The organism is Streptococcus oralis (assembly GCF_964238205.1).
GTDB lineage: Bacteria > Bacillota > Bacilli > Lactobacillales > Streptococcaceae > Streptococcus > Streptococcus oralis_CZ.
This window is the reverse complement of record NZ_CAXSLF010000002.1, coordinates 36,977-59,735: the sequence shown is the minus strand read 5'-3', so window position 1 is coordinate 59,735 and position 22,759 is coordinate 36,977. Positions and strand designations below refer to the sequence as shown.

Genomic DNA, 22,759 nt, shown 5'->3' with positions numbered 1-22,759 from the left:
TCCTATCTATGTGTACGTGGATCACTAGCATCTGCTAGGTTTTGACCAACAACGAACAGTGACAAGGATACCAAGACCAATGTAGTCAATGGAATCCAGAAGAGGTATGCATTGGTTGTTACGTTTTGAGAATAATCTGAAATCAAACGTCCCAAGCTAGGAACTGTAATCGGCAATCCAAGACCAAAGAATGAAAGGAAAGCTTCATATGAGATAAAGGCTGGGAGCATTTGCGACGTACTCGTAACAATAACAGATACCAATTGGGGCATAATGTTTTTTACAATAATTTTGTAACTTGGTGTTCCCAAAGTTCGTGAAGCAAGGTTATACTCTAAATCACGGTAACGTAACATTTGGATACGAATTGAATGGGCAACACTAATCCAAGTGGTTACACTCATGGCAAAGATCAAATTCCAGAAACCTGCACCGATAGAGTAAGTCAAAACAATAACGATCAAAAGTGATGGGATATTGTTGATAACGTTGTAGACTTCCATCATGATACGGTCAACTGATTTTGAGATTCCCCAAATTCCACCAATAACAACACCGATAAAAAGGTTGACAAAGGTCGCAATGACAGAAATCAAGATAGAGTTACGAGCTCCAAACCAGACACCATCAAAGAGAGATTTACCATTACTATCTGTACCAAACCAATACTCAGCATTTGGTTTAATGTAACGAGCGCTAAAATCATTTACCTTACTTACATCATTGAAGTCAAAATCAGAGAACATTGGGTAAATGAAACTCATCAAAACAATTGCAATCAAGATACCTAGCATGATTACTGTTGATTTCTTCTTCAAAAACTGTCTAAAGACAGAACCCCAGTATGAGTAGGCAGGAGCATCAATTGCTTCAGAGGCATAATCATCACGTTTTACAAACTGAAATTTTTCATTACTAATTGTAGACATTATTTGCCTCCTTTCTCTGTCAATTTAATACGTGGGTCAATAATGGTCATCCAAATATCTCCAATAAGGTTTGAGAAGATTGAAATACAAGTGAAGATAAAGACGAGACCAACTACCATATTATTGTTTGAAGCCTTTACAGAGTCGATCAACATTTTACCCATACCTGGGAAGGCGAAGACTGTTTCAGTAAGAGTTGCTCCACCAATAACACCAATGATAGAACCTGGGATACCAGAAACGAGTGGTACCATAGCATTTTTAAAGATGTGCTTATCAGAAATTTCTTTCTCAGACAAACCTTTAGCACGAGCAAAACGAACGAAATCTTGTGATTGCAAGTCAATCATATAACGGCGAATCCAAATTGCCATAGTAGGTGCTCCTAGCAAGCCCAGAATCACTGCAGGAAGGACATAAGAACGCCAATCACCAGCACCCAAGATTGGGAATGAGTCTGGGAAGCCGATTGAAGAACCAATCAAACGAATAATATAGACTAGGGCAATCGTTGGAAGAGCCAACAAGAAAGTTAGAGTCCCTGTAGAGAAACTATCGATCCAAGTGTTTTTGAAACGAGCCATTGCTGAACCAAGAGGAATCGCAATCGCATATGAAATCGCAAGACCAATCAAACCAGTGATAGCAGAACTTGCAATCATAGATGGGTACTGATAGTTGCTCTCAGTAGCTGTATATGGATCATCTTTACCGTAGTTGGCTACTTCACGAGCATCAGCTTGACTCGGAGATTTATAAGTTCTTGAGTAAATATTAACTGATGATGTTTTCTTACCAGTTGGGAATTGAACTTCAGAAGTCTTGGTTTGTCCTTGTCCTTGTGTAATAACTTGAAGAACAGGAGTATTGGCATAAGTTGGATAAGAATCTCCTAGGTTCAAGTTGACAAAGTTTTGGTGAACAAATGGGAACTGACTATTGAAGTACAAGAGGTATTTATGTTTAGTACCTGAACCCACAAGAGACCAACCAATAGCAGGGTCATTCTCAAAGCGCAAATAACGCTCTAAGTTAGGATTCTCAGGATCTTGTATCTTGTTTGTATGGTCAATATCAAGCAAGTTTGCATAGAATTTGAACACACGCTCAAAAATAGGAATTTCACGTGTAGCGTAGAATTGTCCACTCTCTGTAAACTCACCTAGAGTCCAACCATTCCCAAGTTGTTGGATATATTTTTCATAGATTGCTTTATTTGTATCATTTGCATCTACTGTAACAGAAGAGTCAATGCTACTAGCTTTTTCCTGCAACTCTTTCGTATCGTAATATTCGATATAACCCATACGCTCAAAGACAGTATTTTCATAGTTATCTCGTTTATCAGCTGTTGTCGCAATTTTATTGTAGTTAGTATCTTGTTTGAAGATCAACTTCCGTGGAACCATCGTATAGATGATTGTGTAAATCAAGGTCGTTACTAAGAAAATAGAAACCAACGACCGCAAGATACGCATAAAAACATATTTTTTCATATTATTTCCTTTAAAATCCCAAAAGAACCTTCTCCTTTAGGAGAGAAAGTTCTGATGAGCATTATTTATTTCACATGACTCGCTAACTCTTTTTGAGCTTTTTCGTTTGATTCAGCTTTTTCTTTGAGCCATTTTTCACGAGCTTCTTTGTACTCTTTGGTTGTTACAGTGTTAGCTTGCAATTTAAGGTACTTGAAGTATACATCTGAACCTTTATCACCAGATTGAGTGTAAGAGGCTGAGAATGGTACTACACGAGAAATAACTGGTGCTGCTCCTGAAGATGACATAGCTGGAAGGAAGAGTGAGCTATCTGTTAACCAAGCTTGAGCTGCTGCATATTTCTCATAACGTTTGTTAAGGTCACTTGTTTCATTACCAGCTTCTTCAAGCAACTTGTCGTAGTCCTTCAAACCAACTTGGGTAACTGCTGGATTTGATGGATTATCATAACCCATGTAAGTCTTTGTTTGCTCGCTGTTACTTGTTTGCAAAATATCAAGGTAAGTTGATGGGTCTTGATAGTCTGGGTTCCATCCAACAGCACCTGAAAGATCCCAGTCTTCAGCTGCTGCATTCGGAGCATAGTAAGTGATGTTAAATGATTCATCTTTTGTTACTTGTTGAATGTCGATGACTACATTTTCTTCACCAAGAACTTTTTCAACAGATTGTTTGAAGGACTGGATACGAGCAATGTAGCTCTTAGCAGTTTGGTCAACTGGAATATCCAAGTGAATTGGAAATTTCACGCCATCTGCTTCCAAAGCCTTCTTAGCTTTAGCAAATTCTGCTTTCGCTTTATCAGCATTGTAAAGACCATCTTGGCCATCTGCAAAGTTTACATCTTTCCACTCATCACCATAAGAAACAACCTTCTCAGTTACCAAGTCACCAAATGTTTTTTCACCTGCAGAAACGAAGTCTGGTTTTACAAATAGGTTACGCACAGCAAGCGCTGCCCCATCTTCACCATTCAGCTGAGCAGAGTATGATGTCCGATCAAATGCAAAGTTCAAAGCTTGACGGAAATCTTTGTTGAGAAGGGCTTTCTTAGTAGAAGTCTTTTCTTCGTCAGTTGTTTTTGATGTATATTTATAGCTTTGACGGTCAATATTAACACCCAAACCAGCAATACCAGCTCCTTGTGGAGTATAGTAAATATTGTCTTTGTATGTTTCTGCTATTTTAGAATAATTTGAACTTGTTGGGAAGAGACGGGCGTAACTGTATGCACCACTTGTAAAGTTACGCTCAAGTGACTCTTGGTCTGAACCATCATAGAATGCAAGCGTCACAGTATCTATGTGAACATTATCTTTATCCCAATATTGCTCATTCTTCACAAACTCAACAGAAGATTTAGCAGTCAACCCTTTAAGCAAGAAAGGACCATTGTAAAGCAATGATGTTGGATCTGTTGATTTACCAAAGTCTGAGCCTTTTGATTTTTCAAACTCTGCATTCAAAGGCCAGAAGATTGAGTAAGACATTTTAGAGTTCCAGTATGGCTCTGGTTTGTTCAAAGTGTATTGAAGAGTGTAATCATCAACAGCTTTTACACCAACAGTTGAAAAGTCAGTTGAGTTCCCAGCCACATAATCTGCCAGACCTTTTACAGAACCTTGAGCAAGATACAATGCTTCTGATTTTTTGTCAGCTGCGTGTTTCAAACCTGTAACAAAGTCATTAGCAGTTACTTCTGCATATTCTTCACCATCAGATGTGAGCCATTTTACACCTTTACGAATCTTATAAGTGTATGTCAATCCATCTTGAGAAACTGACCAGTCTTCAGCGACTGCTGGAGTCAAGTTGCCATATTGGTCATTTGTAAAGAGTCCGTCAATACCATTTGAAGTGACAGCTTTAGTACTTTGTTTACTAGAGATAAGGTAGTCCAATGTTTCTGGATCAGCAGTGTATACATAACCATATGCTTTTGGTGCTTCAGCATTTGATGATTTTGAAGAACCACAAGCTGCGAGAACGCCTGTTGCGAGTAGGGCAACCCCTGCTACCGCAAAAATCCGACTTTTTTTCATGTTTAGTTAACTCCTCTATTAAAATTAATGAGATACTGTTAATTATACCACACTTCCTTTCAAAAGTAAACGAATTTTCAGAATATTTTGTCGCATGCCTTTTGAAAGCAGGAAAACTTACATTTTCAGAAAAGAAACTATTGACGAGATTTAATTTAAAAGGTATAATAATAAAAGTTAAGGCGGTATAGCCAAGTGGTAAGGCACGGCTCTGCAAAAGCTTGATCGTCGGTTCAAATCCGTCTACCGCCTCTATATTATCAAAGACTCCTACAGGAGTCTTTTCTTTTTAACTATTAGAAAAGCTTTATCAGTTCTGCTCTGATAAAGCTTTTGTTTTATTCTGTTTCTTCTTCTGATTCAAGTTCTTGAATTTGAACCTTAAGCTTGGTTACACGTCCATTTTTGACCTTATCATTAGTTAGGGTGATATGCTTATTGCTACTTTCTAACTCATAGCTAAGTTTTTCTGATGTTGGAATAGTTCCCACACCGGTCAAATAGTAACCAGCGATTGTATCTACATCATCACTTTCAAGTTCAACATCAAAGTAAGCATTAAAGTCATTTAAATTCATTGTCCCTTGGACGATATAGGTATCTTCGCCAATTGTATGAACATAAACTTCAGCTCGGTCAGTTTCATCATCAATTTCACCGACAATCTCCTCAAGGAGATCCTCCAGCGTAACTAGACCAGCCATACCTCCATACTCATCCAGAAGGATAGCCATCTGTCTTTGAGTATTTCTAAACTCTTTTAATAAATCATCCACAAAAATAGTTTCAGGTACAAAGAGTGGATCTTGTAAGATTCGCTTCCAGACAATATTGTCAAACCCGCTGGCAAAGGCTTCTTTAAGGAGACTCTTAGTATGAATCAATCCAATAACATTGTCCTTATCCCCATCATAAACAGGAATCCGAGAAAAATTCTGTTTTAAGATACTTTGGATAATGGTTTGAGTGTCATCCTGAATATCTACCATGAAAGCATCGGTTCGAGGAACCATGACTTCACGTGCCATGAGCTCGTCTAGCGAGAAAATCCCTTGTAACATTTCAATTTCATCAGCATCCAAGGTTTCTTCACTTTTAGACAACATGTACTCAATCTCATCACGAGTCATTTTTTCATCTGCATCGTCAAATGTCATCGGTGTCAATTGACTCAAGAGATTAGTTGATGCTGAGAGCATCCAAACGAAGGGACTCACAATCTTACCAAGTCCAATAATAAACGGTACTGTTCTGATAGCCAAGGCATCCTTAAGATTTAGAGCAATTCGCTTAGGATAAAGCTCACCAAAAACAATAGAAATATAGGTCAAGAAAGCTAATGATAAGAAGCTAGCTACCGCATAGGCAGTTTCGCTATTTCCCATCCAAGAGGCGATTAACTCTCCAAGTGAATCTGCTAGTTTAGCCCCTGACAAGATCGTAATTAAGGTGATACCAACTTGAATGGTTGATAAAAAGTGATTGGGGTTTTCAAGTATCTTTAGTAAACGGATATAGCGTTTATCTCCCTCTTCAGCTTTTTGCTCAACACGTGAACGACTAAGTGAAACCATGGCCATTTCTGTTGCAGAGAAAAAGGCATTTAAAAAGGTCAAAACAACTAATAAAACAAATTGCAGTAACAAATCCTGACTGCTCGGGTCTTCCATTTTCCTTCTCCTAAAAAGTATAATTGAAACCATTATACCATATTTTCCAATTTCTACACATTAATTTTCAATTTCTATGATAAAGGGGCGCTGAATAGAGAGCCGCAATCCAAGTCTCGACGCCCTAGTTCAAGCCTTGTGAATCTTCAAAAAAGCTCTTTAAAATCAGAAGAGCAAAAAACAAGCAATCGTTTCTACAGTTCATGACTAATAAAAAACGAGGTTGGGATTTTTCCTCAACCTCTTGATCAATTAGTTATTTTTTGTGACTGTGACCTCACCTGTTCGGTAATCTAACTGAATTCCCTTTTGGACATTTGGAATAACGACATTAAACTCCAACTCCCCATCAGAGGACTTGGCTTCAATCTGCGATGCGGACGGCACCAAATCTTCCTCAGACGCATAGAGCAACGTCACACGGTAACGCACTCGTTTGTTTTGATCTAGGGCTTTTCGAACCAGACTTTCATAATAGTTTTGGCCTGTCGAATCTTCTGCACGCGCTTGGTTGGCCCAAGCTGTCTGTACGGCAATGTTTTTAGGATTGCTAGTAGAAGCATCAAAGCCATCTAAACCACCGATTAAGGCATAGCCCAACAAATGCCCTCTATCGACCGCATGGTTGTAACTTCCCTTTAGATTCTTAACCTGATGCCAACCCGCAGGCGTCCAAGATGTTGAACCATTGCCAGTTTCTTCACGGTCCTTGTACTGTCTGGTCGCTTTTGACATGATTGCATTCGCTACTGTGGGAACTGTCTCTCCTCCTACAGTCTTTGTTTTATTATCCGCATAGGGTTTACTTGAAACCTTGGCGTCTAGATTGGTTTTATTGTTATTGACGATAAAGGCTCCTGCGCTATTCCACTCTAGAGTGCCCTTAATTTGTTTTTTAACTGAATCGGTCAGTACACTTTCAGCCAGTTCTTGACTTGGAGTATCAGACGACTGTGATTTTTGTTTTACTCGTGTTTGTGGTGCAGTGTTGGAAGACTGCATTTGTTTAATATAGTAGCTTCCTGCTGACAAGAGCAAAAAGAGCAAGAGGCCAATTAGAGCCTGCCTTGTTTTTTTATTCATATTTTCTCCTTGTACTCTTCGAAAATCTCTTCAAACCACGTCAGCTTCCATCTGCAACCTCAAAACGGTGTTTTGAGCAACCTGCGGCTCTCTTCCTAGTTTGCTCTTTGATTTTCATTGAGTATTACATTCAATTTCTAGAAAAAAGCTGGGACAAAAGTCCTAGTCTCTCAATTGTCTTTGGATTGTCGAGCAAGACGCAGTGGTTGAGTGGGCTCTACTACGCTGATTTCATCAGCTTTTACAGCCCTACTCAACTGTGCGGAGGTGGGACGACGAAATCGAATTCTAACGAATTACCGATTTCTGTCCCACTCTCTATTTTCCTGTAAATTTTGCGATGAGTTCTTGCCATTTTGCTGGTGCTAAAATAGCCCAAGGATCTTGACCTTTTCCTAGAATACCATAGCCAATCATCAAACCAATAGCAAGAGCTAAGACTCCTAGTAGTAATACTACAATTACTAAGATTAAGCGACGTAAGACATATTTGGATTGTTTATTCATCTTCATCAGCTTCCACACTTACCCGTTCAATCTTAGCTCCTAACTGGGCTAATTTTTCATGAAAACGGTAGTAACCTCTATCTAAATGGACAAGCTTTCCTACAACTGTTTCGCCTTCAGCTACCAAGCCTGTCAAAATCAAGGCTGCACTGGCACGTAAGTCTGTCGATAGAACTTCTGCACCTTGGAGAGGCTGTCCTCCGACGATACGGGCTGTATCACGGATGATTTCAGAGTGCAAGCCCATACGACGCATTTCCTCTAAATGTTGAAAACGATTCTCAAATACAGTTTCTACCATAGTTGACTCACCTTGAGCAACGGTCATTAGAGCAGTGAACTGCGCTTGCATATCTGTCGGAAATCCTGGATGTGGAAGTGTCTTAACATGAACAGCCTTTAATTTTTCACGTTGAGAACGAATACGAATTCCTTCGTCCTCATCGATGACTTCAACACCCATTTCCTGTAATTTAGCAATCAAGGGACGATTATGTTCCCAGATAGCATCCAGAATCAAGACATCTCCACCTGTAATGGCAGCTGCTACCATGAAGGTCCCTGCTTCAATACGGTCTTGCACAACATTGTGGGTTGCACCGTGTAGTTGCTCAACACCAGTAATGGTAATAGTTTCTGTTCCTGCCCCCTTAACTTTGGCACCCATTTTATTTAGGAGAACAGCCAAGTCGACAATCTCAGGTTCACGCGCAGCATTTTCAATGACTGTAACGCCGTTAGCAAGAGTTGCTGCCATCATCAAGTTTTGAGTAGCACCTACACTTGGAAAGTCCATGTAGATATGTGCACCGTGCAAGCGTTCCGCCTTAGCTTCAATATAACCTGCCGTCTGAGTAATCTCAGCCCCCATTGCTTCGAGTCCTTTAAGGTGGAGGTCTATCGGACGACTACCGATCGTACAGCCACCTGGCATAGAAACTTTAGCATGTCCCACACGAGCCAAGATTGGCCCCAATACTACAATAGAAGCACGCATCTTGCTGACATATTTATAGGGAGCTTCTTCTGTGATATCACCGGTTGCATCAACTTCAACAATATGTGCTTCTTGATCAAAGTCTACTTTCGCATTTAATCCACGAACCACCTGATTCATGGTAAAAACATCCGATAAAATAGGAACATTTTTTAAGACTGTTTTTCCTTCACTTGCTAAAATAGTTGCTGCAAGCAGTGGCAAAACTGCATTTTTTGCGCCCTCGATGGTAACACTTCCAACCAAACGATTATCGCCACCTTGAACTACAATTTTTTCCATAGAGTATTTTCCTTCACTTACAATTTTAGAATAGTGTTCTAACTGCTTCTTGCCAAAGTTGGTAGAGATTTAGGAAAAAGGAACTAATCAGATATCCTAAACCGATACTACACAATACTACCAAGAGTCGAACCTTCTTCGCATTATCCTTTGTCACCTTCAAAATTTGATCCCATCTGACCAAATCTTTCAAGAGCTGAAAGACTAGGTAGACAAAAAACATATGACTACTAAGGGTAAAAAACAATTGAATCATTTGCCTATTATACCATCTTCTTTTTTTCTAAGCTAGTTTAGGGATTCGCCTACTGTTTAGGGATTGTTTTTCAAATAGTCAATCGCATCTTGAAGCGTTTTGACTGGAACGATTTTCATGTCTGTTTTAATCATTTGAGCTGCTTCTAGAGCTGTGTCATAATTACTCTTGGCATTTGGATTTGCTTTTTTAGCTTCTTCAGTTACTGGATTGTTAGGAGCAAAGAATACAGTTGCTCCTTTCTTAGCTGCGGCCACAACCTTTTTATCAATTCCACCAATATCACCAACATTCCCATCTCTGTCGATACTTCCTGTACCAGCAATGATGCGTCCATTTCGAAGAGTGGGATCTGCAATTTGCGTATAGATGGATAGACTAAACATCATCCCAGCACTAGGACCACCAATGCCTGCAGTTGAAAACTTGATTGGCACATCACTAGATACTTCTGTGCGGTCAATCAAGCCGATTCCGATACCATTCTTCCCATTTTCTAGAGTAATGATCTTTCCTTCGGCAGTTTTGACTTTTCCATCCTCCTCATAAGTAACCTTCACCTGATCACCTAGAGTTTGAGAATTAACGTAGTCAACCATCTCCTTGGAACTCTCAAAAGTCTTATCATTCACAGCTGTCACGGTGTCAGCAATATTAAGAACTCCCTTGAAAGTCGAGTTATCTGTTACAGTCAAAACATAGACACCCAGATATTTGAGCTCAATTTCCTTACCCGCCGTCTTCAGACCTTGATATTTGGCCATATTTTGCGAAGTTTCCATGTAAAACTGGTTGATTCGCATAAATTCTGCATCTGACGAACCACCCGTCATTTCTTTGGCACTATGTATATCCGTGAAAGGTGTTAGCCAGGCATAAAACAAGTCAACCATTCTGGCGTGCTTAACTCCAACCGTCACAAATTGGTAGGAACCTTCCTCTTGGTCAGGTTGGTTATTAACTTGTAAAACCTTTCGAATATCTTCAGAAGTTCCTGGCACCTCTATATAATATGGCAGGGGCACCGTAAAAGCTATAAAAGTGATAATGAGCCCAATAATGAGATATAGGGGCCATCTAGTTTTTTTCTTCATTGTTTAACTCCTCTAGGACAGCATTTGGTACATACTCACTGATATCTTGACCAAATTTCAATAGTTCTCTCACAGCTGAAGAGCTGATGTGAACATGCTCTGGCCGACTGTGGAGATAGATTGTCTCCATTTCTCCCGCTAATTTATGGTTGTAAAAATCAAAACTAGCTTCATACTGAAGATCCGTAGCATTGCGTAAACCACGCACTAAGATCTCTGCACCTAATCTTCTAGCAACATCAACGACTAATTCATCGTGAGAAGCTATGACTTTGACATTGTTGAGATGTGCTACTGCTTTTTCAACAGTTTTCTTTCGGCTCTCTATCGGTAAAAATCCCGTTTTATGGGGATTATAAAAAATCCCTACATACAATTGATCAAAGAGCTTACTTGCACGCTCAATAAGATCCAAATGTCCATTGGTCATCGGATCAAAGGAACCTGTAAATAGCCCAATCTTATCTGACATAAACCGTCACCTTACTAATCCCATATATTTTTTCCTTCCAGATACCCAAACAAGCAATTTCTTCTGGAAGTTCTACTGATTTATCGGTCTCACAAACCACCATGACATCTTCTGAAAAAAGATTTCTCTCTGCCATTTTTTCAATATCGGACACGATTTGTTCTTTTGCATAGGGAGGGTCCAAAAAAACAAGATCAAAGACACCATCCACTTGCTCCAATGCGCGACTGGATTCCATTTTCAATAATTGAAATTTAGAGGTTTCCTTGGTCATCCGAATATTTTCTGCGACTATATTCTGGGCTCGGCGATCCTTCTCAACTAGGACAGCGCTAGACATCCCTCTTGAAACTGCTTCAATGGATAACCCCCCGCTACCAGCATAGAGATCTAGCACACGCCCGCCTTCAAAGTAAGGGCCAATCATATTGAAAATAGCGCCCCTAACCTTGTCTGATGTTGGCCTTGTCGTTTTACCGTCCAGCGTCTTTAAAGGACGCCCACCGTAGATTCCTGATACGATTTTCATAACGTCTATTATACCAAATTCTTATCAAAAAAAGAAAATCGAACCTTACGGCTCGATTGATTAAAGAATATTTTCGTAAGTATCTCTCACTTCTTGCGGCCAAACACTGGTTTGGACTTCACCGATGTGCTTCTTACGAAGCAGGAACATAGCCATACGAGATTGGCCAATTCCTCCACCGATTGTCAATGGGAAGAGTCCATTTAGAAGAGCCTTATGCCATTCTAAGGTTAAACGGTCTTCGTCTCCTGTGATAGCTACTTGACGACGGAGAGTGTCTTCATCGACACGAATGCCCATTGAAGACAATTCAAAGGCTGCACCCAAATTATCATTCCAAACAAGGATGTCCCCATTCAAGCCATGATAGCCATTTTCAGACTCAGTTGTCCAGTCATCATAGTCTGGTGCACGTCCGTCATGAGGTTTTCCATCTGACAATTCTCCACCGATACCAATTAGGAAGACCGCACCGAACTCCTTACAGATAGCATTTTCACGTTCTTTTGGTGTCAAGTCTGGGTAGCGTTCTACCAATTCTTCTGTATGGATAAAGGTAATTTGCTTAGGCAAAATGGACTCAATATCATAGCGTGCTTCTACTGCTAACTCTGTCAAACGAATAGCCTTATAAATCTTTTCTACTGTTTCTTTAAGATAGGCAAGATTGCGTTGCCCATTAGGAATGACCTTTTCCCAGTCCCACTGGTCCACATAGACTGAGTGAGTCGCATCTAGCGAGTCTTCGTCTGGACGAAGGGCCTTCATGTGAACAAAGAGGCCTTCACCCTCGCCAAAACCAAAACGAGCTAAGGTATGGCGTTTCCACTTAGCAAGGGAATGCACCACTTCATAGGTTTCATCCGGGATTTGCAAAACCTTAACAGAAACTGGATGTTCAATCCCTGAAAGGTTATCCTGCATCCCATCACCAACCTTACTCAAGATTGGTCCTTGCACTTCTACAACTTCTAATTTATCTTTCAAATACTGGGTAAAGGTATTTTTTACAAAGGAAATTTCTTCCTGTTGATGGATAAAACTTTTCTTCATACATCTCTCCTTTTGAATAATAAGATGATTATACCCTTTTGCCAGTAAAAATAAAAGTAAAAATTAAAAAAAGAGCTCATTTGAGCTCTAAAAGTATTAATCGTCACTTCCAAAGATACGCAAGAAGCTAAGGAAGAGGTTAATAAAGTCAAGATAGAGGCTAAGTGCTAATGAAATTGCCCAACCTGTAGCGACTTGACCATTTGATTCTTCATAAACATAGCGAATCTTTTGGTTATCCCAGGCAATCAAACCTGCAAAAACAAGAACCATGACAATACTGATAATGTAATCGAATAGACCACTGTTTAAGAATATATTAACAATCATAGCCAAGATGAGACCTACCAAGGCTCCAATCAAAGCACGTCCGATACCACTCAAGTCCTTTTTAATTACAACTCCAATAATAGCCATGACAAAGAAGAGAGCTGCGCTGGAAATAAAGGCCGTTAGAACCGTTCCTGGTAGATAGAGCGACACGATGAAACTCAGTGAAAAACCGTTCACTACTGAATAGATGAGAAACATCGGAAGAGCTGCTGGGCTATTTTTATAAGCCATATTGCTTGCTGCAATTACAAGAGCAACTTCAACTACTCCTGTTACGATTAACCATATGCGGGCGTTAAACATCAACTGAACAAGAAGGTCTTGGAAGGTCGTTAACATTAAGGCTGAAACAAGTGCAGATAAGGCGATCCCAATCCCTACAAAAGCATAAACTTTTGCATAAAATTGATTCAAACCTGAACGTTCTTGAATAATTGTTTGATTCATATCTTTTTCTCCTTATGAAATCTTTTTACTGATTATAACAAAAATTAAATCATTTAACTCAAATAAAACATGAGTATGCCTGCCGCAATGGCGACATTGAGGCTTTCCGCTTGCCCTTTCATGCTGATGTGGACCAATCGGTCTGCCTGGTCTGTCATGAATGGGCTAATGCCTTGACCTTCATTCCCCATGACTAAGACAAAATCTTCTAACCGAGCCAGTTCACGATAATCTTTAGAGTTCTGGGACAAGGTGGTTGCTAGAATTGGTAAACCGCTCTTTTTAGCTTGTTCCACAAACCCTTCGACAGACATGCGATAAATCGGCAAATGGAAATGACTGCCTTGCATGGAGCGAAGCGTTTTGAGGCTATAGATATCTGCTGACTTGCTGGAAACGATGACTCCAGAAAAACCTGCTGCATCTGCCGTCCGAATCATGGTCCCAACATTTCCAGGATCCTGCACATCTTCTAAAAAGAGATACTTTCCTTGGCTCAAATCTGGTAACTGCTCATCCTCCTTTTGAACAATGGCAACAATACCCTGAGGAGTTTGAGAATCTGCTAAATCGAGCAAGATTTCTTCTGTCACAAGGACAGTCTGAGGATAGTCTACTAATTTTTCACCATACTCTGCGAGAGCAAAAATTTTCTCAATCTTTGCACCTGCTTGAATAGCTTCTTCAAACAGATGCCATCCCTCAATCAGATAAGAGGTTTTCCGATATTTTTTTTGATGTAATTTCTTGGCATTTTTTACCACAGAATTGGCTTTAGAGGTTATAATAGTCATAGAAATATTATAACACAATCAAGGAGGTTTGGTATGCAAAAGGTTAAAATGATCGCCCAAGGTCGCGTCCAAGGAGTGGGCTTTCGCTGGGGTGTCTATACCCTAGCTCTAGAACTAGGTGGCATTACGGGTCGTGTCTGGAATAACGATGACGGAACCGTTGAAATTCTTGCTCAAGCAGAATCTTCAGCCATCATGGCCAAGTTTATCCAAGAGATTCGAAAAGGCCCTACCCCATTCTCTAAAGTAACCTATCTTGATGTTCAATTGAGTAACTTTCCATCTTATTCAGACTTCAAAGTCGCAAATTAGGTCTCTAGAACTATTGTATATTTTCCAAAAAAACAGTAGAATAGAAAGGTATAATTTTTAAAGAAGGAATAAAAACAGTGAAATCAATTAAACGAATCGCTCTCTCAGTCATGGGAGTGGCTATGCTATTAGTCTTGACAGGTTGTGTCCAGGTTGATAAATCAACAGGACTCCCAACTGGTCCCGTTTGGGATTTCTTGGGTGCTCCAATGGGAGAAGCTATCAAATACTTCGCTAATGATCAAGGTCTCGGTTTCGGTGTTGGGATCATCATCGTAACCATTATCGTTCGCTTGATTATCCTCCCACTTGGTATCTACCAATCATGGAAAGCAACGCTTCACTCTGAGAAGATGAATGCTCTCAAGCATGTTCTTGAACCACATCAGACTCGTCTGAAAGAAGCAACGACTCAAGAAGAAAAATTAGAAGCTCAACAAGCTCTCTTTGCTGCTCAAAAAGAGCACGGCATCAGCATGTTTGGCGGCGTGGGATGTTTCCCTATTCTCATTCAAATGCCTTTCTTCTCTGCTATCTACTTTGCTGCCCAACATACTGAAGGAGTTGCCCAAGCAAGCTACCTAGGAATTCCTCTAGGCTCACCTAGTATGATTTTGGTTGCCTTTGCTGGTATCCTTTACTATCTTCAATCACTCCTTTCTTTACATGGAGTTGAGGATGAAACTCAAAGAGAACAAATCAAGAAGATGCTCTATATGAGCCCTCTCATGATTGTCGTGTTCTCTGTCTTCTCACCAGCCAGCGTTACACTTTACTGGGTTGTCGGTGGTTTCATGATGATTCTTCAACAATTTATCATCAACTACATCGTTCGTCCAAAACTTCGTAAAAAAGTACGTGAAGAATATGCCAAGAATCCACCAAAAGCAAGTAAAACTTCAGCTACTCGTAAAGATGTCACACCTGAACCAGTCTCAGCTATCGCAACTTCTAACAAGAAGAAAAACAAAAAACGCAATTCTGGCAAACAACATTCTAGATAAAGCTACGTGTATTATCCAATAATTAAAAAACGAATGAATGACAAATAGTTTTCATGAACTAGGTATCATTCATTCGTTTTTATTATCTACTTTCACATCTTAATTTATTTAAATCCTATAACAACAAATTAGTAAGTAAATCACTTTGATTTAATACAATTGAGAGTCATTAAAACTTCTGCTCCCTCGTCTCTATTCCTCAGTTCGACTTGGCCTTTATGCAGTTTTGCAACTCTACATACAAAACTAAGTCCAATACCATAATGTTGCTCTTTAAACGATCTAGCTTTATCCATACGATAAAAGAGCTTCCCATAATTATTTAAAACTTCTTCTGGAAATTCAGAGCCATTATTCCATATACCTATTTTTAATTCTTTTCCCTCTTGCTCTACTCTAATTTTAATTTTAGGATTCTGTTTATCTGCGTACTCCAAAGCATTTGTTAAAATATTTTGTATTGCACGAATCAGAAGAGATGGATTTATATAATAGCTTTCAGTTCCTTTCAAATTTTGTTCAAAAGAAAACTTCATCTGATTTTTTATCAAAAAAGAGACTTCTTTCTCTAATTCATTGATAAAATCTGAAGAAGAATACTCCGTCCAACCTGTCTCATCATCATAGTAAGTTTTAGAATAATGAATCAACTGATTAAAATAATCAAGCAAGCGTTGACTAGCATGAACTATATCTGCTAAACATTCTTTAGACTGCTCATCTTTAGTGGACGTGTGCAAAAATTCTGCATTCCCTTTGATGATAGTTAAAGGTGTCTTCAAATCATGAGACACTGCTGAAACCTGAAACATCAAATCTTCTTTCTGTTGCTTCTCATCATCTAATAGCTGTCGAATACGATCTTGCATCACAATAATTCGATTTCCAGTCTCACGAAATTCCTTAACTGTTAATCTTTCTGTACATTCGCTTTCTAGCCACATACTCTTTTCATAAATCAAATTCATTTCATAACTTAGTTTTTTCAACAATTTACCAATGTGATAACTTATTAGAATAATCAATAAAACACAAATATATATCCATGATGACACATTGAAAAAAATTGATTGAACATCATTATTTTTAAGAGGTTTTCCATCCTCCATTATTTGTATGGATACAGAAGCTAAGGGAATAAGATAGGCCATTAATAAGCCAAGACTAAACTGCCAAATAATTCTCCAACAGGTTTCTCGAATTAATTGTCTAAAACTTTTGATTCTACCCATTGATAACCTCCACCGTACAAGGTTTTAATCGGATTTAATTGATAAGGTTTCAGCTTTTGACGAATTTGATAAATATACTCTGAAACCGAACGTAAAAGAGCTTCTGAACTTTGTGGATATAGATAATTATAAATTTCCTCAATTGAGTATATTTTATTTGGGTGACTTGCTAGAAGGCTGACAATATCAAATTCCCTTCTTGTCAAGGCAATCTTATCATTCTTTATAAATAGTTCCTTACTATCCGTATATAGTATAAGCTTCCCAATCTTTATTTGATGAACAGTTCCTTTAGTCCGTTCTTCACGACGTAGGTGCATTTTAACACGTGCTAAAAGCTCTGGCATACTAAAGGGCTTCATAATATAATCATCAGCTCCTGCATTGATTCCAGCCACCAAATCTTCATCCATATCCTTAGCAGTTATAAAACAGATAGGAACAGTTATCTGATCGCGAATCATCTGACAGATTTCTAAACCACTAACAGGCATCATAATATCTAACAAAATCAAGTCAAATTCTGTAAAATCACAAAGATCAATCTCTTCTATGTTATTTCGTATGACTACTTCATACTTTTCATACTCTAGTACCTTTTTTATTAGGCGAAGAATATCAAGATCATCATCTACCACTAAAATTTTATAAGCCATAACTCACGCTCCTAAATTATATTATATCATTAACTGAGAAAAAGACAGGATATCCCCTGTCTTTAGCGTACATTTCTTTCTCTAAGTATCAGTGTAGCAACTACAAAAACAATTAATAACCATACTATTTGTATCTCTAAGCCTTGCCACACTGGATAATAAAGCGACAAGGGATGGGTATAAAAACAATTCATACTAGCTAGTAATGGTAAATTTCTAAAAAAAGAACTGAATTGTAGTAGCATTTGTCCCAACCCCAATAAAAGGGATAAACTTATTCCCAAAATTAAGATAAAAGACTGGGAAATAAATACAAAAATACCACTTAAAAGAGAGAAGGTTAAAATAGAAATACAAACTGGAAATAGGATTGTTAGAACATGTTTAATATTGCTCAAAAGATTGATATTGTAGTATCCTTGGGCAATTAGTATACACACTGATATTACAGCTACCAATAATACAAGTTCCACACATAACACAATAGCTAGTTTACATATTATAAATTTCAAACGGTTTGGACAGGTAAGAAAACTGGTACGAAGGCTAGAACCTGTAAATTCTTGACCTATAAATAGTACAGCTAGACTAATAAAACCTGCCTGTCCTAAATAGAGACTTTGCAGTAGCTGTTCCAAAACAAAGTGTAGGGTCAACTGGTCTGGCTTACTATTTAAAAAAATAACCATCGCCGGAACACAAAGTAACAGAGCACCTATAATCAACCAGTGCCAAGGATTCATCATAAACTTGAGATACTCACTTTTAAGTTGCTCTTTCAACTTACTCACCTCCTCCGATATCTGACTGAAGTAATCGGTAGATTGCTAAAGCCAAGAATGAGAAGTTCCAACAAAGTAAAAGCAAAATATTTTGTAAACTATTCTGTTCTAACATTTGAGGAGATGTAGCAATCAGTCCATAGCTCAATGAAACTGGCAGAAATTTTGCAATTGATATATGGTCGGCTAAGAATGTTCCTAAATTGTAGACTTGAGGAAGCAAAAACAATAGGGGAACAAGGGCTTTTTTAAATGTTAAAGCTAGAACATAGGCTAAAAGCCCCAACAAGGTCCAAGCTATACTGTCCAAAAACATATAGAACCAAACTGTCCCATTTAGTGAAAAAAGCAATAAACCATCTTGTCCTAAAACATAATGTGTCATGTTAATCGTCAGAAATATTGATATGAAGGAAATGACAAAAGAAAATGCCAGCCAAATTAATGTCTTTGAAACTAGGAGAGTAATTCGACTCGTATTCGAGAGGAGGCTTGTGCGAATAGCAGAGCCTTTATACTCTTCAGCTCCGTAGATTGAGCCTAAGATAATCATAAAAAAAATGCCAACTAGAGTAACATCAAATCCTAAAAATTCAATAGGTGGAATAGCTTCTACTAACTCTGGGGTTGTCTCTGGTGTAGCATGGATACCAACTGAAACAATTTGAGATGCACCAACATTTGCTAAAAACGTTTGAAATACTAGTATCAAGAATAGTACAATATGAGTAGCTCTCTTATAAAGTAATTTCAAGATTTCAGAATGAAGAGAGTAAATAAGTCCCATATCACTTTCCTCCCTCTGTTAAACTAAAGAAGACTTCTTCTAGTGAAGAAAGATTTTTCATCACTTCTTGTAAAGTCCCTTTTATAAGAACTTTGCCTTTATTTATGATGACCACATCATCTGTTACTGCTTCCACTTCCGATAATATATGAGAGGATAGTAAGACTGTCTTCCCTTCTTGAGCCTGTTTTTTTATAAACTCTCTAAACCAACGAATTCCTCTTGGATCCAACCCATTTGTCGGTTCATCCAATATCAGATACTGAGGATTCCCTAATAAAGCTGTTGCAATTCCCAAGCGTTGTCCTTCTCCTAATGATAATTTCCCAATTTTAGATTTTTTCTTATGACTAATATCCACCATATCCAAGACTTGCTCAATTCGCTGACTGGATATCCCATTACTAGCAGCAACAATTTTCAAATGTTGATAAACAGTCCGATCATCAGGAGCTCCGACACTGTCAAATGAAGCTCCTACAGTCTTTAGAGGAAATTTTAATTCCTTATAAGTTTGATCTCCAATTTTGGTAAGACCAGATGTTGCTTTGTCTAATCCTAATAAGATACGTAAGGTTGAACTTTTACCAGCTCCATTTGGACCCAGGAAAGCAGTCACTCTACCTGCTTTTGCTTCAAAAGAAATATCTTTTAAAATTTGAGTTTGACCATATGACTTACATAGATTTTTAATGGTAATACTTTGTTCCATGATGTTCTCCTATTCAATTTGTTGTATCAATTTAAACAAGTATATATTAACCAATAATTTTCGGATTTTTTTCAGAATTTTAAATCTTTGTAAAATCTGTACTGTCATATAACTCATAAAAATTTTATTTTGTTTAATTTAGTCTTATCTATATTTATTTGTGTAAACTTAAAAGCCCGATGTTTCCATCAGGCTTCTTTTTTATCCATGTACACGTTTCATATAGTCTTGATAGCTTTCTGTGTCCATTAGTTCCTTAGCATTCTTGACGCGATCTGCTGTTGGAGGTTTAACTCCTTCAAGGGAATATGGAATCCCAAGTTCACGCCACTTGAACTCACCCATGGTGTGGTAAGGCAAGATTTCAAACTTATCAACATTTTTGAGAGTTTTTACAAACTTACCAAGCTCAATCAAATCTTCATCGCGGTCTGTCAATCCAGGTACAAGAACGTGACGAATCCAAACAGGTTTACCGATTTCTGACAAGTATTGAGCACAAGCCAAGATGTTTTTATTTGTTTGGCTGGTTACAATCTTGTGTTGTGCTTCGTTGATTTCCTTGATATCAAGGAGAACCAAGTCTGTCACGGCCATTAACTTGTTGAACTTTTCTAAATAGCGTGGTTTGTTACGGAATGGAAGGGCACAAGTATCCAAGGTGCAGTGGATACCTTTTTCCTTTGCCTTAGTAAAGAGGGCAATCAAGAAATCAATCTGCAAGAGGGCTTCTCCTCCACTGACTGTGATACCCCCCTTGTCACCCCAGAAACCACGATAACGAAGCGCTTCTTCTAGAACATCATCTACTGTTCGTACACGAGATTTATTGGTTTCCATAGCCCAAGTATCTGGGTTATGGCAATATTGGCAACGCATCTGACAGCCTTGCAAAAAGACAATAAAACGAATCCCAGGGCCATCTACCGCCCCAAAACTCTCTGTCGAATGCACCATTCCTGTCACTTGTCCATAGTCAATTATTTCCTCAGACATATCGTTACCTTCCTTGAAAACGTTTTATAGTCTTTATTATACCATGACTGAAAAGAAAAACCACAGATTTTGCCTATTTTTTAGAAAACAATCTGTTTTTCACTTTCAACTTTCATGATTTTCAAAATATTTATTAATCCTTGTCAAAATCAAACCCATAGAGAGTCGCAAAATAATCCTCTGGTCGCTCTGCTCGGCGGATCAAGCGTGCTCCACCGTCCTCTGTATAGAGAATTTCTGCCGAACGAAGCTTGGCATTGTACTGGTAGCCCATAGAGAAGCCATGCGCACCTGTATCATGAATGACTAACAAATCACCAATTTCTGTTTGAGGTAGTTCACGATTAACTGCAAACTTATCGTTGTTTTCACAAAGAGAACCAACAACATCAACCACTTCAGTCTGACCATTAGGATGCATCATATTGGTGATGTGGTGATAGGCACCATACATAGCTGGTCTCATCAGGTTGACAGCTGACGCATCTACTCCTAGATAAGTACGATAGGTTTTCTTTTTATGAGTAACTCTTGTAACGAGAATGCCATGAGGTGCCAACATAAAACGTCCTAGTTCTGTAAAGATCTTAACCTGACCAAGGCCTGCTGGTGTCAAAACCTCTTCATAAACCTGACGAACTCCCTCACCAATCAAAGCAATGTCATTAGGTTCTTGATCTGGGCGATAGTTAACCCCGATACCTCCAGAAAGATTGATAAAGTCCAGTGAAATACCTAACTTTTCCTTGATTTCTACTGCCAATTCAAAGAGCTGACGTGCTAATTCTGGATAGTAGAGATGGGTCACTGTATTTGACGCTAGGAAGGAATGAATCCCAAAGGTTTTAGCTCCCTTTTCTTTCAAGATTGCAAAGGCTTCAAAAAGCTGTTCCTTAGTCATCCCGAACTTAGCTTCACCAGGATTATCCATAATGTCCGTACCCAGTTCAAATACGCCACCAGGATTGTACCGGCAAGAGATAATCTCAGGGATGCCTGCTGCACGTTCCAAATGCTCGATATCTTCAAAGGCATCTAAATTAATCGTCGCACCTAATTCACGGGCATAGGCATATTCTCTATCTGGAGTATTATTAGATGAGAACATCATATCGGAACCTGCAAATCCTAGTTTATGACTCATTAAGAGTTCGACATAACTAGAACAATCCACTCCACATCCTTCTTCTTGCAAAATCTTCAAGATAGCTGGTGTTGGGGTTGCTTTAACTGCGAAGTATTCTTTAAAGCCCTTATTCCAAGAAAAGGCTTTGTTTACTGCGCGTGCTTTCTCACGAATCCCTTTTTCATCGTAAAGATGGAATGGGGTTGGAAACTTCTCAACAATCTTTTCTAAGGTATCACGTTTAATAAATGGTGTTTTCATAGGACTCCTTCATATTCATTATCAAAGAAAGGCTGGGACGAAAGTTCCAACCTTTGTATTTCAAGTCAATTCTTATTTTTCTGTATCGAAGATATTTCCAACTTCAACAGCAATTTGTTGGTTCTTCACATCAATATTTGTGACTCTCAAGAGTGACTTGTAGTCGAACTGTTGTTCACGGTCTTCCTGTGCATTATCAGCAAAGACAGCTACACCAGCCAACTCTGAATCAAATTCTGCCAAGAGGCTAATCATCCCGTTAATGGTTCCTCCACCCTTCAAGAAGTCATCGACAATCAAGACACGGCTTCCTGCCTTAAGGCTACGTTTTGAAAGAAACATTTTTTCAATACGGTCACTTGAACCTGAAACATAGTTGACACTAACAGTTGAACCCTCAGTAATTTTCAAGTCACGACGGACAATGACAAATGGTACATTGAGAACGTTTGCTACCGCATTTGCAAGTGGAACCCCTTTGGTAGCCACAGTCATAACGGCATCAATCTTTTGATCCATGAAGCTCTTAGCAATAATGCGACCGATATTTTTCAAAATAGCTGGAGTGCTCAATAGGTCAGATAAATAAATGTAGCCACCCGGAAGAATACGGTCACTCTCTGAAAGTTTATCACGAAGCTCTTCGATAATCGTTTTAGACTCAAGGGTAGAGATCGATGGTGTAAAAATAACACCACCACCAGCACCTGTCACCGTTTGAATATGACCGATTTCAATTTCTTCGAAAGCACGTTTAATGATGACGATATCTTCAGAAATAGACGATTTGGCAGATTCATACTTTTCCGCAAAGGTGTTGAGACTGGTTAATTTGTATGGATTGTTAATCAAGTAATTGGAAATGACAACCATCCGATCACTTCTTCTTAATTTCATTATATTT

24 protein-coding genes and 1 tRNA gene are annotated in these 22,759 nt (G+C 38.7%); 3 read left to right on the top strand and 22 right to left on the bottom strand.

From position 1 onward, the window contains the following. Window positions 1-2 precede the first annotated feature (2 nt). The 3 genes from oppC to ACESOD_RS04015 form a co-directional block, all read right to left on the bottom strand. On the bottom strand, window positions 3-929 hold the full coding sequence (oppC, locus tag ACESOD_RS04025; RefSeq protein ID WP_060956209.1) for an oligopeptide ABC transporter permease OppC: 927 nt from the start codon (window positions 927-929) through the stop codon (window positions 3-5). Then, the gene (locus ACESOD_RS04020; RefSeq protein WP_373094149.1) at window positions 929-2,425 is read right to left on the bottom strand and encodes an ABC transporter permease; all 1,497 of its coding nucleotides are present in this window, start codon (window positions 2,423-2,425) and stop codon (window positions 929-931) included. Before ACESOD_RS04020 ends, oppC begins: the two co-directional genes overlap by 1 nt. Before the next feature lie 65 nt (window positions 2,426-2,490). After that, window positions 2,491-4,470 carry a peptide ABC transporter substrate-binding protein gene (locus ACESOD_RS04015; RefSeq protein WP_373094147.1) on the bottom strand — a complete coding sequence of 660 codons (1,980 nt, stop codon included), beginning with the start codon at window positions 4,468-4,470 and terminating at the stop codon, window positions 2,491-2,493. Window positions 4,471-4,651: 181 nt separating this feature from the next. Between ACESOD_RS04015 and ACESOD_RS04010 the strand changes: the two genes are divergently transcribed. Continuing rightward, window positions 4,652-4,722, top strand: a tRNA-Cys gene (locus ACESOD_RS04010). 86 nt (window positions 4,723-4,808) lie between these two features. Here the strand turns inward: ACESOD_RS04010 and ACESOD_RS04005 are convergent. The 11 genes from ACESOD_RS04005 to ACESOD_RS03955 form a co-directional block, all read right to left on the bottom strand. After that, the gene (locus tag ACESOD_RS04005) at window positions 4,809-6,140 is read right to left on the bottom strand and encodes a hemolysin family protein (protein ID WP_373094146.1); all 1,332 of its coding nucleotides are present in this window, start codon (window positions 6,138-6,140) and stop codon (window positions 4,809-4,811) included. Between the two features lie 252 nt (window positions 6,141-6,392). Then, a complete protein-coding gene (locus tag ACESOD_RS04000; protein WP_373094145.1) occupies window positions 6,393-7,223 on the bottom strand; it encodes a DNA/RNA non-specific endonuclease in 831 nt (276 codons plus the stop codon). Between the two features lie 318 nt (window positions 7,224-7,541). Further along, complete coding sequence (locus ACESOD_RS03995) at window positions 7,542-7,730, bottom strand: DNA-directed RNA polymerase subunit beta (RefSeq protein WP_049502949.1); 189 nt, start codon at window positions 7,728-7,730, stop codon at window positions 7,542-7,544. Beyond that, on the bottom strand, window positions 7,723-9,009 hold the full coding sequence (murA, locus tag ACESOD_RS03990; RefSeq protein ID WP_070460789.1) for a UDP-N-acetylglucosamine 1-carboxyvinyltransferase: 1,287 nt from the start codon (window positions 9,007-9,009) through the stop codon (window positions 7,723-7,725). Before murA ends, ACESOD_RS03995 begins: the two co-directional genes overlap by 8 nt. A 25-nt stretch (window positions 9,010-9,034) precedes the next feature. After that, window positions 9,035-9,265, bottom strand: coding sequence for a DUF1146 family protein (locus tag ACESOD_RS03985; RefSeq protein WP_000615324.1), 231 nt, complete (start codon window positions 9,263-9,265; stop codon window positions 9,035-9,037). Between the two features lie 56 nt (window positions 9,266-9,321). Next, window positions 9,322-10,359, bottom strand: a complete 1,038-nt coding sequence (locus ACESOD_RS03980) for a SepM family pheromone-processing serine protease (protein ID WP_000730764.1) — start codon at window positions 10,357-10,359, stop codon at window positions 9,322-9,324. Next, window positions 10,343-10,831: a pantetheine-phosphate adenylyltransferase gene (gene coaD / locus ACESOD_RS03975; protein WP_049529746.1), complete on the bottom strand. Its 489-nt coding sequence runs from the start codon at window positions 10,829-10,831 to the stop codon at window positions 10,343-10,345. Before coaD ends, ACESOD_RS03980 begins: the two co-directional genes overlap by 17 nt. Further along, complete coding sequence (rsmD, locus tag ACESOD_RS03970) at window positions 10,821-11,360, bottom strand: 16S rRNA (guanine(966)-N(2))-methyltransferase RsmD (RefSeq protein ID WP_049502925.1); 540 nt, start codon at window positions 11,358-11,360, stop codon at window positions 10,821-10,823. Before rsmD ends, coaD begins: the two co-directional genes overlap by 11 nt. Window positions 11,361-11,420: 60 nt before the next feature. Continuing rightward, on the bottom strand, window positions 11,421-12,413 hold the full coding sequence (gene asnA, locus ACESOD_RS03965; RefSeq protein WP_000747986.1) for an aspartate--ammonia ligase: 993 nt from the start codon (window positions 12,411-12,413) through the stop codon (window positions 11,421-11,423). Window positions 12,414-12,509: 96 nt separating this feature from the next. Next, a complete protein-coding gene (locus tag ACESOD_RS03960; protein WP_373094143.1) occupies window positions 12,510-13,193 on the bottom strand; it encodes a Bax inhibitor-1/YccA family protein in 684 nt (227 codons plus the stop codon). Window positions 13,194-13,246: 53 nt separating this feature from the next. Then, window positions 13,247-13,987, bottom strand: a complete 741-nt coding sequence (locus ACESOD_RS03955) for a TrmH family RNA methyltransferase (protein WP_373094142.1) — start codon at window positions 13,985-13,987, stop codon at window positions 13,247-13,249. 33 nt (window positions 13,988-14,020) lie between these two features. On the opposite strand from ACESOD_RS03955, the gene ACESOD_RS03950 reads away from it, so the two are divergent. Both ACESOD_RS03950 and yidC read left to right on the top strand, forming a co-directional pair. Further along, window positions 14,021-14,299 (top strand): acylphosphatase, encoded by a 279-nt coding sequence (locus ACESOD_RS03950; RefSeq protein WP_001174501.1) that lies wholly within the window; start codon window positions 14,021-14,023, stop codon window positions 14,297-14,299. Between the two features lie 77 nt (window positions 14,300-14,376). Further along, on the top strand, window positions 14,377-15,303 hold the full coding sequence (gene yidC, locus ACESOD_RS03945; protein ID WP_373094141.1) for a membrane protein insertase YidC: 927 nt from the start codon (window positions 14,377-14,379) through the stop codon (window positions 15,301-15,303). A 140-nt stretch (window positions 15,304-15,443) separates the two neighbouring features. Here the strand turns inward: yidC and ACESOD_RS03940 are convergent, their stop codons facing one another. From ACESOD_RS03940 to purR, 8 genes are all read right to left on the bottom strand, one after another. Further along, window positions 15,444-16,535, bottom strand: a complete 1,092-nt coding sequence (locus tag ACESOD_RS03940; protein ID WP_373094139.1) for a sensor histidine kinase — start codon at window positions 16,533-16,535, stop codon at window positions 15,444-15,446. Next, entirely contained in the window at window positions 16,505-17,191 is a 687-nt protein-coding gene (locus ACESOD_RS03935; protein ID WP_373094137.1) for a response regulator transcription factor, read from the bottom strand. The genes ACESOD_RS03940 and ACESOD_RS03935 overlap by 31 nt, the downstream gene beginning before the upstream one ends. A 62-nt stretch (window positions 17,192-17,253) precedes the next feature. After that, complete coding sequence (locus tag ACESOD_RS03930) at window positions 17,254-17,973, bottom strand: ABC transporter permease (protein WP_373094135.1); 720 nt, start codon at window positions 17,971-17,973, stop codon at window positions 17,254-17,256. 1 nt (window position 17,974) lies between these two features. After that, a complete protein-coding gene (locus ACESOD_RS03925; RefSeq protein WP_373094133.1) occupies window positions 17,975-18,760 on the bottom strand; it encodes an ABC transporter permease in 786 nt (261 codons plus the stop codon). A 1-nt stretch (window position 18,761) separates the two neighbouring features. Next, on the bottom strand, window positions 18,762-19,472 hold the full coding sequence (locus tag ACESOD_RS03920; RefSeq protein ID WP_000438101.1) for an ABC transporter ATP-binding protein: 711 nt from the start codon (window positions 19,470-19,472) through the stop codon (window positions 18,762-18,764). Window positions 19,473-19,673: 201 nt separating this feature from the next. Beyond that, complete coding sequence (gene pflA / locus ACESOD_RS03915) at window positions 19,674-20,468, bottom strand: pyruvate formate-lyase-activating protein (RefSeq protein WP_001287990.1); 795 nt, start codon at window positions 20,466-20,468, stop codon at window positions 19,674-19,676. Window positions 20,469-20,601: 133 nt separating this feature from the next. Continuing rightward, on the bottom strand, window positions 20,602-21,855 hold the full coding sequence (locus tag ACESOD_RS03910) for a diaminopimelate decarboxylase (protein ID WP_373094130.1): 1,254 nt from the start codon (window positions 21,853-21,855) through the stop codon (window positions 20,602-20,604). Window positions 21,856-21,927: 72 nt separating this feature from the next. After that, window positions 21,928-22,752, bottom strand: a complete 825-nt coding sequence (purR, locus tag ACESOD_RS03905; protein WP_223140183.1) for a pur operon repressor — start codon at window positions 22,750-22,752, stop codon at window positions 21,928-21,930. Window positions 22,753-22,759 lie beyond the last annotated feature (7 nt).